A 15643-nucleotide genomic window follows, 5' to 3' on the forward strand; every position below is an offset into this window, starting at 1 on the left:
TCCTTCAGGAGACGAACTCATCGTCCCCGCCGCGCGAGATGGTCAGCACGCCCTGCTCCTCGAGGGTGCGGATGACCGCGACGACCTTGCCCTGGGCCTCCTCGACCGTGCGGGCGCGGACCGGGCCGAGCAGCTCGATCTCCTCGGCGAGGTTCTCGGCGGCGCGCTCGGAGAGGTTGCGGACGACCTTGTCCCGGACGTCGGGGCGCACGCCCTTGAGGGCGGTGGCAAGCTCGTTGCCCGCGACCTCGCGCAGCACCAGCTGCATGGAGCGGTCGTCGATGGTGACGATGTCCTCGAAGACGAACATCTGCGCGCGCACCTGCTCGGCCAGCTCCGGGTCGGAGCTGTCGAGCCACTCGAGGATCGAGCGCTCGGTCGGCCGCGGCGAGCGGTTGATGATCTCGACGAGGGTCTCCACGCCGCCGACGGTGGACATGTCCTGGTGGGCGAGCAGCGAGCCCATGCGCCGGCCCAGCTCCTCCTCGACCAGGCGCACCATCTCCGGGGAGGTGCGGTCCATCGTGGCGATCCGGTGGGCCACCTCGGCCTGCTGCTCGGGGTTGAAGCCGGAGAGCACCTCGGCCGACTGCGCGGCGCTCAGGTGCGCCAGGACCAGCGCGATGACCTGCGGGTGCTCGTCCTTGAGGAACGTGACCAGCTGGCGGACGTCGGCGTTGCGCAGCGAGGCGAACGGGACCTCGGTGTAGACGACGTTGAGCCGGGCCAGGATGCCCTCGGCCTTGTCCTCGCCCAGGCCCGCGGCCAGGATCTCGCGGGCGAAGTCCACGCCACCGCGGCCGACGTAGCGCTGCGCGCTCATCATCTGGTGGAACTCGGTGAGCACGCCGTCGACGTCATCGGGCTCGATGGAGCCGAGCTTCATGATCTCGCGGGTGAGGGCCTCGACCTCGCGGGGCCGCAGCTTGGCCAGCAGGACGCCGGCCTCCTCCTTGTTCATCTGCGCGAGGAAGACCGCGGCCTTGCGCAGGCCCGGCAGCTCGGGGCGCGGGGGAGCCGGCGGCAGCGCGGGGAGGTTGGTCCCGCCCGCGCCCACCAGCTGCTCGACACTGGCCAGCGTCACTTCACATCACTCAGCCAACCGCGCAGCATCTGCGCCACCTCGTCCGGACGCTCGCTGACCATGCTCGAGATCTCCCCCCGCACCCGCTGCCGCTCCGCGGCCTCCAGTTCCAGCGCCCGGTTGTCCAGGACGGCGGTGTCGTCCCGCGCGCTGGCCACCCGCAGCCGCTCGAGCTCGGCCATGACGCCCTCGTCCAGCTCGAGCGGGTAGTCCTCGTCGTCCTCCTCGTCCTCGCCGCGGCGGCGCGAGCGCAGCCAGACGACGAGCACGAGCAGCGCGATGCCCAGCGCGATGCCGCCGGTCCTGATCAGCGACCACATCTGCGCCTGCTGCTCGGCCTCGCGGGCCGCGGCCATCTCGGCGGCCGCCTCGTCGGCGGCGCTGGTGTCGAAGGCCAGCGAGGCGAGGCTGATGTCGTCACCGCGGGCCGCGTCCAGGCCGACCGCGTTGCCGACCAGGTCCTGCACCTGCGCCTGGTTGAGGTCACCGGCGACGGTGTCGTTGAGCACGACGGCCACGGTGAGCCGCTTGACCTCGCCCGGGGCGGTGACGGTGTTGGTGACGGTCTCGTCGACGGAGTTGTTGGCCGTCGTCGACTCGGTCTCGTAGGTCGCCTGCCCGCCGCCGGTGCCGTCCGCGGCGTCGGCGGTGTTCTCCGGCCCGAGGACGCCGCCGACGGCCGTGCCGTCGCCGGTGTAGGTCTCGCGCGAGGTCTGCTCGGACTCCGGCGGGGTGCCCTCGGTGTAGCCGTGGGTCGTCGCGGTGCTGTCGCGCTGCGACATGTCCAGGTCGGCGCGGACCGAGACCCGGGCGTTGCCGGCGCCGAGGACCGTGTCGAGGATCGACTGGGCGTTGGCGGCCAGCCGGGTCTCGTAGTCGGTCTCCATCTGCGAGCGGGCGTCGCCGGACGCCGACGTCACGCCCTGGCCGGCGGCCGAGAGCAGCTGGCCGGTCGAGTCGCTGACGGTGACCTGCTCGGGGTCCATGCCCTCGATGCTCGAGGAGACCAGGTTGGTGATCGACTGGATCTGCTCGCCGCCGAGGTCGGTGCCCGGCGCCAGGTCCAGCAGCACCGAGGCGGTCGGCTCGCCCTCGTCGGTGGCGAAGACCTCGTCCTCCGGCAGCGCCACGTGCACGACCGCCTGCGAGACGCCGTCGAGGGCCTCGAGGGTGTTGGCCAGCTCGCCCTCGACGGCGCGCTGGTACTGCACCTGCTGCTGGAACTCGCTGGTGGTGATGGCCTGCTCGTCGAGGAGGGCGTAGCCGGTGTCGGAGCCGGCCGGCAGGCCCTTGCCGCTCATCTGCAGGCGCAGGTCGTAGACCTGGTCGTTGGCGACCATGATCGTGCCGCCGCCGTCGGCGAGCTCGTAGGCGACACCGCTCGCGTTGAGCTCGTCGACGATCGCCGAGGCGTCGGTCGAGGCCAGGTTGGAGAACAGCGGCGCCATCGTCGGCGTGGTGATCCAGCTGTAGAAGGAGAAGCCGCCCAGGCCCAGCGCGGCGACGAGCAGGCCGATGACGACCTTCTGGCCGAGACTGATCGCGTCCAGGGCGCTGCGCAGCTTCCCCAGCGGCCCGGCGAGTGCGGCGGGCATCAGATGGGCATCCTCATGATCTCGGTGAAGGCCTCGACGGCCTTGTTCTTCAGCGTCACGACCACCTCGGTGGCCAGCGAGGCCTCCTGCGCGGCGATCATGTAGTCGTGCACGTCCTTGAGGTCGCCGGTGGCGGCCGCGGTGGCCAGACCGCTCGACGTCGACTGCAGGCCCTGCAGCTGGTCGACCGCGCCGGCCAGGGTGGCGGCGAAGCCGTCGCCGGTGGTGCTCGGCGCGGACGCCGCGGCGGTGGCGTCGCCGACCCCGCCGAGGGCACCGATGCTGGGCACGCCGGGCAGCGAGACGCCGCCGATGGGGGAGGTCATGGTCAGCCCTTCCCGAGCTGCAGGGCGGCCTGGTACGCGGTGGTGGCCCGCTCCATGGACGCCAGGTTCGCCTGGTAGCCGCGCTGGGCCATCATCAGCTGGGTCATCTGCTCACCCAGGTCGATGTCGGGGTAGCGCACGTAGCCCTCGTCGTCGGCCAGCGGGTGGTCGGGCTCGTGGACCAGCCGGCCCTCGCCGCTGCCGAACTCCGCGCCGGCGATGCGCACGCCGCCCTCGCCCGAGCCGTAGTCCACGGCCTGCGCGACCACCATGCGCTCCTTGAACGCCTCGCCGTCGGTCGAGCTGACCGTGTTGATGTTGGCGATGTTGTCCGAGACGGCGTCCATCCAGCGGCGGTGCACCGAGAGGCCGGACCCGGAGATGTCGAGGCTGTCGAACACGTCACGCCGTCCGCAGGGCCGAGCGCAGGAGGCCGTACTTGCCGTCGAGCGCGTTGAGGGCGAGCTGGTAGCGCAGGCCGGTCTCGGTGGCGATGACCGTCTCGCTGTCGAGGTTCACGTTGTTGCCGTCCTCGCGGGTGGGCTCCAAGGAGCGGGCGATCGAGCCACCGGAGACCGTGGGCGACGTGCCCTGGCGCAGCTCCGTGCGCAGCGAGGACTCGAAGTCGGTGCGGCCGGCCAGGAAGCCCGGGGTCTGGACGTTGGCGATGTTGTCCGCGGTGACGCGGCTGCGCTGCGCCAGCCCGGCGAGGGCGGCGTGCAGCGTCGTCGTGGTGACGTCGCCGATCATCGGGCGGACCGCCGGCGGGCAGGACGGCAGGACACGACAGGCCTCCGGGTACGTCGGGACACCCGCGCGAGCGCGGGGAGGGCCGCCGATCCGTGGCGAGAGTGGTGCTGTCCGTGCAGGTCCCTCCTCGGCAGCCGGCCGCGGCCGCTTGACCGTCGTCCGCCACACGGGTGACCGGTGGGACGGGCGGCACGAACGGGTTGCCCGGTGCGCCTGTGACCGCCCGGGGCCCGGGAACGACGACGGCCGGGCCGGCCACGGGGTGTGGCGGGCCCGGCCGGGTGGTCGGGGGAGTGCGGGTTACGGGGAGGGGGTCACAGGGCGCGGTCGACGAAGGCGGCGACCGGGCGGGGGCGGTAGGCCATGCGGGCGGCCAGGTCGCGCTGGCGCTGCGACTGGGTGATCCGCTCGACGAGCTCCTCGGCGACGGCGAGCTGGTGCTGCAGCAGCCGGGCGGCGCGCTCGCGCAGGTCCATCGGCAGGGGACCGAGGGCGCTCGGCGGCACCCAGTCCTCCATGCGCCGGCCCCAGGCGGCGATCTCCTCGGCGCGGTTGCCCCGGATGGAGCGCTCCGCGTCGATGACCTCGCCCTCCATCTCCTCGAGGACGACGGTCCACTCCGCGTGGCGCCGCTCCGCCGGGGAGTCCGGCGGGGTCATGCGGGACTCGCGGCCAGGCTGACGGCGGCCTGGCGCCACGCGTCGCGCAGCGGCTCGACGATCTGCAGGCAGGAGGCGACCCGGTTGCGGTCGCGCTTGAGACCGGCCTGCGTGAGCTCGGCGAGCAGCCAGTTGTAGAGGGCGGCCAGGCGCGGCCCGCCCTCCCAGGCGTCGACCCGCAGGCTGCTCAGCAGCTCGAAGACGATCTCCTGCGCGTGCCGCAGCTGCGCGTCGGCGTCGTCGGGGCGGCCGCCGGCGAGCGCCACCTGAGCGCGCTCGAGGTCGAGGGCCAGCCGGTCGTAGAGCATGACCAGGACCTGCTGCGGCGACGCGGTGCTGACGGCGTCGTCGAGGTAACGGGCGCGGAGGGACGCGGCACTCATCGAGCTGACTCCTGGGTGTGCGGTGGTACGGGGAGCATCGGCCGGACGGGCGTCAGCTTGAGCTGGGCAGCGAGGCGAGCTGGCCGGCCAGCCAGCTCGACTGTGACTTGAGGGAGCTCAACGCCGTCTCCATGGCGGTGAACTGGCGGGTCAGCATGTTCCTGCGCAGCTGGAGCCGGGTGTCCCAGTCGGCGATGCGGTTCTGGATGTCCTTGGCGAGGGTGTCGCGACCCTTGGCCAGGCTCGTCAGGGTGCCGGTGGCCGCGTCCGAGGCACGCTGGGCCAGCGCCTGCACACGCTGGGCCAGGCCCTCGACCGCTTCGGTGGCGGGGGGGCCGGGCTTCGCCGGGACGCCGCCCAGCATGCCCTGGACCTTCGCCGGGTCCCTCTCGAGGGCGGCGAGGAACGTCGCCTTGTCGAACTGCACCGTGCCGTCCTTCTTCAGCTGGATGCCCAGCGTCGCCGGCGAGCCGAAGGTGTCGACCGCGCTCGCGAACTTGGTCAGGATCTCGCTGGTCAGGCTGCTCAGGGCACTGTCGCCCTTGAGGACGGCGGTGCTGCCCTGGGCCGAGGAGCTCTGGGTCCTGATCTCCTTGAGCGCCGCGTTGGCGGCGTCGACGAAGGCCTGCACCTTGGCGGCGACGCTCTCGGGGTCGCTGGCCACCCGGACGGTCGTGGTCGCGGTCGGGGCGGCCTTCGACACGGTGACCGACACCCCGGTGAGCAGCTCGGCGAAGGTGTTGGTCGAAGAGCGGGCGACCAGGCCGTTGCTGAGCACCAGCTCGGCGTCCCGGCCGGGGGGCTCGACGACGAAGGCCGAGCCCGCCGTCTCGGTGGTCTCGCCGGCGCCGCGGAGCCGGAACTGCGAGGCCTCGCCGGTGCCCGCGCTGGTGACCTGCAGCCGGAACCGGTCCGGGGCCAGCTGGACGACGGTGGCCCGCAGGCCGTACTCGCTGGCGTTGATGGCGGCCGCGGCGTCGCGCAGGGTGGCGCCGGCGGGGACGTCGATGGTGCCGACGAGCGCACCGTCGGCGGTCCCGTCGATCTTGCGCACCTGGATGGGCCAGCCGATGTCGGTGCCGCCGGCGCTGGGGGTGCGCACGTCCGCGGTGGCCGAGCTCCACTCGAGGTGGCTGGTGACGGTGTGGGCACTGGCCACCGCGGTGACCGAGAAGGAGAGGCTGCTGCCGGTCACCGCCGAGGACGTGGCGCTCGTGGTGACGTCGGTGCTGTTGCTGGTGGCCGTGCGCGCGGCGGCGAGGTCGGCCGAGCTCAGCGCCTCGGCCGCGCTGCGCAGGGAGTCCATGCGGCTGTTGACGGTGCGGTAGGCGGTGGCGGCGGCCGTGGTCGCGCTCAGCCGGGTCTTCAGCGCCGTCTGCGGCGCGGCCTCGGCCGAGACCAGCTGGTTGATCAGGCTCGTGGTGTCCAGCCCGGAGACGAGGCCGTCGACGGCCATTCCTGCCATGTCGGTTCCTCCGGTGTCGGGCGGGGGCGGATGTGGGTGAGGGGGGAGGCGCGGGGCCTCCCCCCTCACCGGGGTGGTGCGGTGTTACGGGGTGGGATCAGCCACGCAGCAGCTGCAGGACGCCCTGCGAGCTGGAGTTGGCCTGGGCGAGCATCGCGGTGCCGGCCTGCGACAGGATCTGCGAGCGGGTGAAGCTCACCATCTCCTGCGCCATGTCCGTGTCGCGGACCCGCGACTCGGACGCCGACAGGTTCTCGACCGCGACGTTCAGGTTGTTGATGGTGTGCTCGAACCGGTTCTGCACGGCACCCAGGTCGGCGCGGACCGTCGAGACGGTCTTGATCGCGTTCTCGATGGCCGTGATGGCCGTGTCGGCGCCGGTCGACGCCGAGAACACGACCGCACGGTCGGCCGCCGCCCGCGCCGTCTCGCCGGCGCCGCCGGTCACGCCGGTGATGACCAGGGGGTCCGCGCCGGTACCGCCGGCCGCGGTGGCGCTGGGGCCGAACGCGGTGTTGATGGCGGTCACCAGCGAGGCCCGCTGGTCGTCGACGGTCGCACCGGTGAGCTTGACCGTGGACAGGTCGAGGCTCTTGCTGCCGACGGTGATGGTGCCGTTCAGGTTCTTCAGCTCGTCGAGCGTGTCGAGCTGCGTCGCCGAGATGGTCACCGTGCCCGCCGCACCAGCGGTCACCGGCTGGACCGTGACGGCACTGATGGCGGTCCCGGCGGTCACCGAGACCCCGGAGACACCCAGCCCCGTGATGTTCATGGCCGTGGCGACACCCACGCTGATCGTCTCGCCCTGGTTGGCGCCGACCTGGAAGCTCTTCCCGGTGTAGGTGCCGTCGAGGAGCTTGTTGCCGTTGAACTGCGTGGTGTCGGCGATGCGGTTCAGCTCGGACTTGAGCTGGCCGATCTCCGACTGGATGGCCTTCTTGGCGTCGGCGTTCAGCCCACCGTCGGACGAGGCCTGGACGGCCAGGTCGCGCATGCGCTGCAGGATGCTGTGGGTCTCGGTGAGAGCGCCCTCAGCGGTCTGGACGACGGAGATGCCGTCCTGGGTGTTGCGGACGGCGACCTTGAGGCCACCGATCTGCGAGCGGAGGCCCTCGGAGATGGCCAGGCCGGCCGCGTCGTCGGCGGCGCGGTTGATGCGCAGACCGCTGGAGAGCTTCTCCAGCGACTTGCCCATCTGGGTGTCGGTGGCCGACAGGTTGCGGTACGAGTTGAGTGCCGCGATGTTGGTGTTGACGCGCAGACCCATGGTGATCCTCCTTGGACGGGGTCTTTCCCTGTTCCCGCTGCATCCGTGCTGCGGGGCTTGCACGAGGTGTTACGGCTGGGATCAGCCGGGTCTTGAGGCGAACCGGGATCTTCTTCCCCGTTTTCTCACTCAGGCGGGTCGGGCCGCCCCGTAGGCCCGCTGCCAGGCCGTGCGGTTGCGGGGGAGCGGGGGTGCGCTGACCGGAGGCGCCCCACGGTCGGGAGCACCGCGGCCGGCGACCCGGTCGACGTAGAGGCGCTGCTGGTTGCGGGCGCGCACGCCGCCGTCGGCGGCCACCGCCCGGCCGTCCCAGACCTCGCTCATCGCCGCGTGCAGCAGCGTCAGCGCACGGGCGCGCATCTGCGAGACACGGGAGAGCGTGACGCCGAGGTCGGCGGCGATGTCGGTCAGCGACTCCCCACCGAAGAAGTTGCGCTCCACGACCTCGTCCAGCCGGTCGGGGAGTGCCCGGATCGCGTCGTGCAGGTAGCGGGAGCGCTCGCCGCGGAGCACCGCGCGCTCGGGGGACTCGCCGGGGTCGGGCAGATCGAGCGAGCCGCCGTCGCCGCCGCTCTCCGCGTCGATGCTCACCATGACCGCGCGGTGCACGTCGACCTGCAGCGCGTCGAGCTCGCCACGGCGGACGCCGAGGCTCTCGGCGAGCTCCTCGCGCGTGGGCGGCCGGCCCAGCCGGATGGTCAGCGCGTCGGCCGCGGCTTGAGTGCGCCGTGCGGCCGCGCGGACCGACCGGCTGGCCCAGTCCCCGGAGCGCAGCTCGTCGAGGACGGCGCCCTGCAGGCGGGGGAGCGCGTAGGTGGCGAAGGCGGCCCCGGCAGAGGGGTCGAAGCGCTGGGCGACCTCGACGAGCGCGAGCCTGGCGCAGGAGAGCAGGTCGTCGCGGCTGACGTGGCCGGGCAGCGAGATGCGGGCGGCGACCGCGTTGACCGCGAAGGAGCACAGGGGGAGGTGCGCGGTGACGAGCGCCTCGACGTCGGCCTCCGACCTCGCCGTCGCGGCGGGCGGGGCGGCCACGCGCGGGGGAGCGCCGCGCAGCGGGACGCTGCGCGGGGTGGCGGGGCGCAGGTGGGCGGGGCGCTCGGTCACCGGGAGGCGGGCTGCTGGCACGCCTGCTTCCTCGGCTGCCCCCGGGCCGGACCGCACCACCTCCGAGGGGCAACATCTGCCGATCCCGCGATCTCGGCTTGAGGGTCTGTCGCCCGGTGCCGATGGCCTGACCGCTGACGACGCCGGCCGGGGACCGCCCGGCCGGCAGGACGAGGGAGGCGGTGGCGGACGTGGACTTCCAGCACCTGTCGACGCTGCTGTGGCGGGAGCAGGAGCTGCTCGACCTGCTGCTGTTCAAGGCGGAGGAGAAGCAGTACCTCATCCTGTCGGGCAAGACGCGCTGGCTGGCGCGCATCGCGCACGAGATCGAGGTCGTGCTCGACCAGTTGCGCACGCTCGAGGTCGAGCGGGCCGCGGTCACCGAGTCGCTGGCGACCCGGCTCGGCGTCGGGGTCGACCCCTCGCTGCGCCAGCTCGCCGAGGTGGCCCCCGCGCCGTGGAACGACCTGCTCGCCCGGCACCACGAGGCGCTGCTCGTGCTGGTCACCGACCTGCGCAGCCTGTCGGACGCCAACCGCGAGCTGATCGAGGGCGGGCTGTCGGCCATCGGCGACGCGCTGCTGTCGGTGCGGCCCCCGTCGGCGGGCACGTACGGCGCCAGCGGTCGCTCGCAGTCCTCGGCGCACCGCGCCGTCACCCTGGACGGTGCCCTGTGAGCGGGTTCAGCTCGCTCAACACGGCGACGACGGCGCTGTGGGCCGCCCAGCGCGGCATGGACGTCACCGGCCAGAACATCGCCAACGTCAACACCGAGGGCTACTCGCGGCAGCGGGTCGACCTGCAGGCCATGGGCGGGACCGCGGTCCCGGCGGTCCACTCGGTGAGCAACGGCAGTGACGGCGGCGTCGACGTCGAGGGGGTCCGCCGCGTGCGGGACGCCTTCCTCGAGGCCCGCGGCCACCTGGAGACGGCGAACACCGCCCGGCTGACGGCGGAGAGCGCAGCGCTCGGCCAGGTGGAGGAGAACTTCCGCGAGCCGGGCAGCAGCGGCATCCAGAGCATGCTCACCGACGTGTGGTCCGCCTTCAGCGACCTCACCACCAACCCGCTCAAGCTCGCGCCGCGCAGCCAGGTGGTCGAGCGCCTCGACACGCTGGCCGCCGGCCTGCACACCACGCGGGCCGCCCTGGACCAGCAGTGGGACCAGACCCGCGACGGCCTCGCGGTGCTCGCCGCCGACGTGAACACCGCGGCGGTCTCGATCGCCGACCTGAACAACTCGATCCGGCTGGCGACGCTCTCCGGCCTGCCGGTCAACGAGCTCGCGGACCGGCGTGACTCCCTGGTCTCCCGGCTGGCGCAGGCCGTCGGTGCCACGGTGGTGCCGCGGGCCGACGGCGTCGTCGACGTGACGATCGGCGGCACCACGCTGGTCTCGGGCACCAGTGCCATCGGGGTGCGGCTGGCCGGGACCGACGACCCGGACGGCGTCGGCACCGACGCCCCCCGTCTGGTCACCGACCCCGGCGGCACGACCCTGCGCACCGGCGGGACGGCCGGCGGGCAGCTCACCGCCCTGACCACCATCGTCCCGGGCTACCGGACCCAGCTCGACGCCCTGGCGCGGTCGCTGGCCGGCAGCCTGAACGCGGCGCACACCGCCGGCTTCGACGCGACCGGCGCCCCGGGTGGGCCGCTGTTCGACGACGGGTCGGGCACCGACCCCGTCGACCTGAGCGCGGTCACGGCCGCGAACCTCACCCTGCGGGTCACCGACCCGGCGCGGGTCGCCGCGGCCGGGGTCTCCCCGGCGGTCACCGGCGGCACCCCGTCGGCCGACGCCCGCAACGCCGACGCCCTGTTCACGCTGAGCCTGGACCCCGCCGGCCCCGACGCCCTCTACCGCAAGCTCGTGGTGAGCCTCGGCGTGGAGGCCTCCGTGGCGACCCGGAACCTCGAGGTGCAGTCCGTCCTCTCCGCGCAGGTGGACGCCGCGCGCGAGTCGGTCTCCGGGGTCAACCTCGACGAGGAGATGACCAACATGATGGCGTTCCAGCACGCCTACAACGCGGCCGCCCGGATGATCACGACGATCGACGAGGCGCTGGACACCCTGATCAGCCGCACCGGTCTCGTGGGGCGGTGACCTGAGTGCGCATCACCCAGCGGGCCGTGACGCAGACCGCGCTGCAGGGTCTCAACCGCAACCTCTCCGACCTCGGCAAGCTGCAGCAGCAGCTCACGTCCGGCAAGGTCGTCAGCAAGCCGTCGGACTCGCCGTCCGGTGTCAACCGGGCCATGCAGGTCCGGCAGGACCAGGGCGCCGCGGTCCAGCACGCACGCAACATCTCCGACGCGCAGGGCTGGATGGACTTCACCGACACCACGCTGCAGAGCATGGTCACGCAGGTGAACCGGGTCCGGGACCTCACCGTCCAGGCCTCCAACAGCAGCGTCCTGTCCGCGAGCGGCCGGGTCGCCATCAGCACCGAGGTCGCCGCCCTGCGGGAGAGCCTGCTGGGGCTGGCGAACCAGTCCGTCGACGGCCGGCCGCTGTTCGGCGGCATCACCTCCGGGGCCACCGCCTACGACGCCACGGGTGCCTACGACGGCGTCGGCGGCGCCTACGGCGTCCCGGTCGTCGGGGTGACCCGGCGGATCGCCGACGCCGAGGACGTCCGCATCGACGTCACCGGACCCGAGGCGTTCGGGGACCCGTCCGGCACGGACCTGTTCGCGCTGGTGGGCAAGATCGCCACCGACGTGGCCGGGGCCCCCGAGGCGCTCGGCGACGACCTCGCCGCCCTCGACGTGGCGGTGGAGCGGCTGCTGACCGCCGTGTCGTCGATCGGTGCCCGCGCCGCGCGGGTCGGGACCGCCGCCCAGACCAACACCGACCTCCAGCTGTCGCTGAGCAAGCAGCTGGCCCTGGTCGAGGACGTCGACCTGCCGAAGACGATCATGCAGCTGCAGTTCCAGCAGACCGGCTACCAGGCCGCACTCTCGGCGACCTCCAAGGTCATCCAGCCCTCGCTCGTGGACTTCCTCCGATGACGCTCGCCCCCGTCGCCACGCTGCCCCTGCTCGGCCTGGTGACCCCGCTGCCCGGCTTCCCCGAGTTCCGTGACTACGTGCTCGTCACGGCCGACGGCGACGGCCTGCTGTTCTGGCTGCAGTCCCTGGACGCCGGCGGTCCGCGGTTCCTGGTCGTGCCCCCGGCCCGGTACTTCCCGGACTACACGCCGGTGGTCCCGCCCGCGGCGCTCGCCGACCTGGGCCTGGACGACGTCTCCGACGCCCAGGTGTACTGCCTGGTGACCGTCCCGGCCGAGGGGCCGGCGGCGGCGACGGCGAACCTGCGCGCGCCCCTGGTGGTCAACCCGGCGAACTGGCGGGCCACCCAGGTGGTCCTGTCCGATGGTCGTCATCCCATCCGGCGTCCCCTGCGCCGATAGAAGAAGGACACCCCGTCCTCCTCGTCCCTCGCACGCTCGGGACGAGCCTCTGGACGGGGCCACGCCAGGACGGCCGAGACACACCCATGGAGGGGTACCCGTGCTCACACTGACCCGCAGCGTCGGCGAGACGATCCGCATCGGCGACGACATCGAGGTCCACGTCGTCGAGGTCCGCGGCGGCACCGTCCGCCTCGGCTTCAAGGCCCCCCGCGAGGTGACCATCCACCGCGAGGAGGTCTACCGGCAGATCGCCGAGGCCAACCTGCTCGCCGCCCAGGTCACCGCCGACACGCTGGGCGCCCTCGCCGCCTTCGCCCCGGGCGCCGACACCGCTCCCGCCGCCCCGGCTGGTGCCACGGCCGCGGCCGCCGACACCACCGCCCGGACTGCCGCCTCGCCGGAGGCGCCCGCCCGCTGACGACTCACCACCGACGGCGGGTCCGCGGCTCGGCAACTCTCGCCGTGGCGCGGACCCGCCGGACCGGTCGGGACCCCGTCCTGGGCAAGACCTGACGAAGGTCGACCCCGACATTGCGCAGGGCACGGCGAGTTGTGTGCCCGTCACTGTCCGCTCATCCGCCAGAGTTGCCCCCAAGCACGTCACAGGGGGCGATCACATTGCGACAGAGCGTTGCAGCAAGCACGGACCAGCTGGCCGGGGCCGGCCCGGCGGACACCGTCGTCGTGCACGTCCAGCTCCGGCCGCGCCGCGGGTCCACCCGCCGCTGCCTCGCCGAGCTGGCCGCGCTGGCCGCCGCGCACCCCGCGGTCGGCTTCGCCGTCAGCGGCCTCGGCAAGGACGAGCGCGTCGTCCGCGTGACCGTCGGCGTCGAGCTCGGCCCCCGCGAGGCCATCGCGCGGTTCTCCCTGCAGGCCCAGGCGGCCTACGCCTTCGTCAGCGACCTCTTCACGGTCCTCTACGACCACATGCCGGTCTACGCCGCCGAGCCGGGTCCGGCCGAGCGCGCCGCCGCCCAGGTCCTGCTGGCCGCCGGCGACGACGACGTCCGCCCCGTCCCCGCGCCCCGCGCCGCCCGGCCGGTCGAGCACGTCCCCGCCTGAAGAAGGACCCTCCTGCCCCCCACCCCTCGCTGACGCTCGGGGCGGGACCCTGCAGGAGGGCCGCCCGTCCTCCCCACCCCTCGCGAGCTCAGGGCGGGGCCCGGGACGGGGCCGGCAGCGCGCCCCTGCTGAGGGGTCGCAGGTGCCTCCTGCTCGGAAGTCGTCCTCCCCGCGATCGTCCTGGAGTCCCGGTGAACCACCCCGCCCCCGCCCCGTCCTCCGACACCGCCACCCCGTTCCGCGCACCGCTCGTCTTCGGCGGCGTGCCCGAGGCCGAGGGCTTCGCACGGACCCCGATCACCCCGCGCGACCGCGTGCACTTCCGGGTCGACCGGGAGCTGCCGCTGGCGCGCTTCCGGGCCGACCTGCCCGACGGCGTGACCGTCAGCCACGACGAGGGGGAGGGGCTCTACCGCGTCGACGGCCCGTGCGGCCAGGGCCCGCTGCTGGCCGACTGGATCCGCGCGTGGTGCGCCGAGCAGGGCTGCACCACCGTGGGGCTGCGCGCGGAGCCCGGCGTCCGCCGGCGCGCACCGCGCGACCTGCCGCCCGCCTTCCTCGACGACCTGTGCCGGCACTACCTGCCGGTCAGCCTCAAGCGGCTGCAGCGCAACATGAGCACGATCCGCCTGCACCTGCCCGACCCCGACGACCTGGGGCAGCAGGTGGCCGAGTGGATCCTCAAGGCCGTCGGCCAGTACGACGAGACCAAGGGCGTCCCGTTCGGGGCCTTCCTCGCCACCCAGCTGTCCAAGTGGGTGCACGACCTGGGCCGCAACGCCCACGGCCGCACGGCGGCCGACACGGAGAACCGGCAGCAGAAGGCGATCGCGGCCTTCCAGGCCGAGCACCAGCGGCGGCCCACCGAGCGCGAGCTGGCCGCCTTCATGGGCCAGAGCGTGGCCACGCTGCGCCGCAACTCGCAGACGGTCGCCACCCTCAACTCGCTGCGGAACCTGCAGTCGCTCGACGGCGGGCCGGACGCCACGGAGGTGCTCCTGCCCGACTCCGACGAGGCGCCCGACCAGATCATGGACGAGGCGGAGCAGACCGTCCTGTCGCACGCGTTGACCGCCGCCTGCGCGCCGGACCCGACCGCCGCCCGCGGCCAACGGGCCGCCCAGCCCAACGTCCTCGGCTGGGCGACCTGGTACCTCACCACCTGGGGCGGGCAGACCAAGACGCAGGTCTCCGCGGAGCTCGGCACCTCCGTGCGGAACATGAACGTGCACGCCGACCGCGTGGAGCGGGTGCTCAAGGACCGGCTGACCGAGCTCAGCGAGTAGCTCGCGGGGACGGTGTGGTGCCGCCGGGTCGAACCGGGCACCGACCTGCCGATAGGGAGGGTGTGACCGCGAGTCCCGCCCGCGCCGCCGGCGCCGGTGAGCCGGGACCGCAGAGCCGTCCGGGGGGAGGTGCACGGTGAGCGTCCTGCCCGCCGGCGACCCCACCGCCGCCGTCCTGCTGCCGCACTGGCTGTCGGAGGACGACCGCGCGCAGCTCGCGGCCGCCGTCCGCGCCGCCCTGGCCGAGCCGGCGGTGCACCCGGTCACCGCCGTCCACCTCGCCGACGTGCTCACCGAGCTGCACGTGGCCGCCGCCCGCGACGCCGTCTGGCCGGCCCCGGCCGCCCGCGTCCGCCGGGTGACCGGCTGGGCCGACGACGTGCTGCCGGTGCGGCTGTCGGCGGCCGAGCTCGACAGCGTCCTGGACGCGGCCGCGCTGCCGGCCGCCCTGCGCGCGGCCCTCTCCGGGCGTCGCCGGTGACCCCCGGGCGCGTCGCCCGGTCCCGTGCCGGCCTCCTGCAGCGGACGCGGCCGGAGCCGGTCACCGCCGAGCAGGTGCGCGCGGCGGCCGCCGCGGTGCTGCCGGGCCTGGCCACCGGCGGCCTGCGTGCCGCCCTCCTCCGCGACCCCGTGCGCGGCCCCGTGCTGGTCCTCGCCGAGGACGAGCGCCGGGTGCGCAGCACGCTGGTCGACCTCGCCGAGGACATGACCCACGCCGGTGTGGCACCCACCGCCGCGGGGGTCGCCGCCGCGCTCACCGACTGGGTCGGTGCCCGCCCGGTCAGCGACGCCGCGGCCGCCGCCTCGGGCCTCGCCGTCCTCGACTGGACCGACGCCACCCGGACCGCCGTCGGCTGGCAGGTCGTCGTCCGCCGGGGGGAGCGCGCCGTCGCCTGGACGCCCTCCGACGGGGTCGACGCCGCCGTGGTCGCCCGCACCCGCACCACCGCCACCGCCCGCGCCGCCGACTCCGGTGGCGTGCTCCGCGTGGAGGGACCGGTGGCCCTGTGGTCGCACCCCGGCGCGCCGGTGCTGGCCTCGGCCGCGCTGGCCGCTCCCGGGCGGCTGCTGGCGCGGATCGCCGACGCCGGACTGCGCCTGCAGGAGCCGCACGTCGTCGTCACCCCGGCGCGGCCGCTGGCCTGCGCCTCGGCCGCCGTGGCCACCCGGCTGGCGGGCGAGACCGGCGAGCCCTGCGTGCGCCTGCCCTGGGCCCGCGTCCCCGACCTCCGCTGGCTGTAGC

The 15643-nt window shown here is 74.0% G+C and carries 19 protein-coding genes; 9 read left to right on the forward strand and 10 right to left on the reverse strand.

All coding sequences use genetic code 11. The features are described 5' to 3' along the window. Positions 1-4: 4 nt before the first annotated feature. From fliG to JOD57_RS16610, 10 genes are all read right to left on the reverse strand, one after another. The gene (gene fliG, locus JOD57_RS16565; RefSeq protein WP_204693015.1) at positions 5-1084 is read right to left on the reverse strand and encodes a flagellar motor switch protein FliG; all 1080 of its coding nucleotides are present in this window, start codon (positions 1082-1084) and stop codon (positions 5-7) included. Further along, positions 1081-2679, reverse strand: coding sequence for a flagellar basal-body MS-ring/collar protein FliF (gene fliF / locus JOD57_RS16570; protein ID WP_204693016.1), 1599 nt, complete (start codon positions 2677-2679; stop codon positions 1081-1083). Before fliF ends, fliG begins: the two co-directional genes overlap by 4 nt. Next, positions 2679-3005 carry a flagellar hook-basal body complex protein FliE gene (gene fliE, locus JOD57_RS16575; RefSeq protein ID WP_204693017.1) on the reverse strand — a complete coding sequence of 109 codons (327 nt, stop codon included), beginning with the start codon at positions 3003-3005 and terminating at the stop codon, positions 2679-2681. The genes fliF and fliE overlap by 1 nt, the downstream gene beginning before the upstream one ends. A 2-nt stretch (positions 3006-3007) precedes the next feature. Beyond that, a complete protein-coding gene (gene flgC, locus JOD57_RS16580) occupies positions 3008-3406 on the reverse strand; it encodes a flagellar basal body rod protein FlgC (protein ID WP_204693018.1) in 399 nt (132 codons plus the stop codon). 1 nt (position 3407) lies between these two features. After that, complete coding sequence (locus tag JOD57_RS16585; RefSeq protein ID WP_204693019.1) at positions 3408-3755, reverse strand: flagellar basal body rod protein FlgB; 348 nt, start codon at positions 3753-3755, stop codon at positions 3408-3410. Between the two features lie 314 nt (positions 3756-4069). Further along, positions 4070-4414, reverse strand: a complete 345-nt coding sequence (locus tag JOD57_RS16590) for a hypothetical protein (protein WP_204693020.1) — start codon at positions 4412-4414, stop codon at positions 4070-4072. Then, positions 4411-4797, reverse strand: a complete 387-nt coding sequence (gene fliS, locus JOD57_RS16595) for a flagellar export chaperone FliS (RefSeq protein WP_204693021.1) — start codon at positions 4795-4797, stop codon at positions 4411-4413. Before fliS ends, JOD57_RS16590 begins: the two co-directional genes overlap by 4 nt. Before the next feature lie 52 nt (positions 4798-4849). Continuing rightward, complete coding sequence (gene fliD, locus JOD57_RS16600; RefSeq protein WP_204693022.1) at positions 4850-6262, reverse strand: flagellar filament capping protein FliD; 1413 nt, start codon at positions 6260-6262, stop codon at positions 4850-4852. Positions 6263-6359: 97 nt separating this feature from the next. After that, entirely contained in the window at positions 6360-7529 is a 1170-nt protein-coding gene (locus JOD57_RS16605) for a flagellin N-terminal helical domain-containing protein (protein WP_204693023.1), read from the reverse strand. A 129-nt stretch (positions 7530-7658) separates the two neighbouring features. Continuing rightward, positions 7659-8654, reverse strand: coding sequence for a sigma-70 family RNA polymerase sigma factor (locus tag JOD57_RS16610; RefSeq protein WP_307824736.1), 996 nt, complete (start codon positions 8652-8654; stop codon positions 7659-7661). Positions 8655-8815: 161 nt separating this feature from the next. On the opposite strand from JOD57_RS16610, the gene JOD57_RS16615 reads away from it, so the two are divergent. The 9 genes from JOD57_RS16615 (at position 8816) to JOD57_RS16655 (ending at position 15642) form a co-directional block, all read left to right on the forward strand. Continuing rightward, a complete protein-coding gene (locus tag JOD57_RS16615; RefSeq protein ID WP_307824737.1) occupies positions 8816-9310 on the forward strand; it encodes a flagellar protein FlgN in 495 nt (164 codons plus the stop codon). Continuing rightward, positions 9307-10740 carry a flagellar hook-associated protein FlgK gene (flgK, locus tag JOD57_RS16620; protein ID WP_204693024.1) on the forward strand — a complete coding sequence of 478 codons (1434 nt, stop codon included), beginning with the start codon at positions 9307-9309 and terminating at the stop codon, positions 10738-10740. Before JOD57_RS16615 ends, flgK begins: the two co-directional genes overlap by 4 nt. Positions 10741-10745: 5 nt before the next feature. Continuing rightward, on the forward strand, positions 10746-11648 hold the full coding sequence (flgL, locus tag JOD57_RS16625) for a flagellar hook-associated protein FlgL (protein ID WP_204693025.1): 903 nt from the start codon (positions 10746-10748) through the stop codon (positions 11646-11648). Further along, positions 11645-12049, forward strand: coding sequence for a flagellar assembly protein FliW (gene fliW / locus JOD57_RS16630; RefSeq protein WP_204693026.1), 405 nt, complete (start codon positions 11645-11647; stop codon positions 12047-12049). The genes flgL and fliW overlap by 4 nt, the downstream gene beginning before the upstream one ends. A gap of 100 nt (positions 12050-12149) precedes the next feature. Then, positions 12150-12470 (forward strand): carbon storage regulator CsrA, encoded by a 321-nt coding sequence (csrA, locus tag JOD57_RS27440; RefSeq protein ID WP_307824738.1) that lies wholly within the window; start codon positions 12150-12152, stop codon positions 12468-12470. Positions 12471-12736: 266 nt separating this feature from the next. Beyond that, on the forward strand, positions 12737-13114 hold the full coding sequence (locus JOD57_RS16640) for a hypothetical protein (protein WP_307824739.1): 378 nt from the start codon (positions 12737-12739) through the stop codon (positions 13112-13114). Positions 13115-13305: 191 nt separating this feature from the next. Then, positions 13306-14400, forward strand: coding sequence for a sigma-70 family RNA polymerase sigma factor (locus tag JOD57_RS16645; protein ID WP_204693028.1), 1095 nt, complete (start codon positions 13306-13308; stop codon positions 14398-14400). Positions 14401-14536: 136 nt separating this feature from the next. Further along, on the forward strand, positions 14537-14881 hold the full coding sequence (locus tag JOD57_RS16650) for a hypothetical protein (protein WP_204693029.1): 345 nt from the start codon (positions 14537-14539) through the stop codon (positions 14879-14881). Then, positions 14878-15642 (forward strand): hypothetical protein, encoded by a 765-nt coding sequence (locus JOD57_RS16655; protein WP_204693030.1) that lies wholly within the window; start codon positions 14878-14880, stop codon positions 15640-15642. Before JOD57_RS16650 ends, JOD57_RS16655 begins: the two co-directional genes overlap by 4 nt. The last annotated feature ends 1 nt before the right edge of the window (position 15643 follow it).

This window comes from Geodermatophilus bullaregiensis (genome assembly GCF_016907675.1).
Classification (GTDB): domain Bacteria; phylum Actinomycetota; class Actinomycetes; order Mycobacteriales; family Geodermatophilaceae; genus Geodermatophilus; species Geodermatophilus bullaregiensis.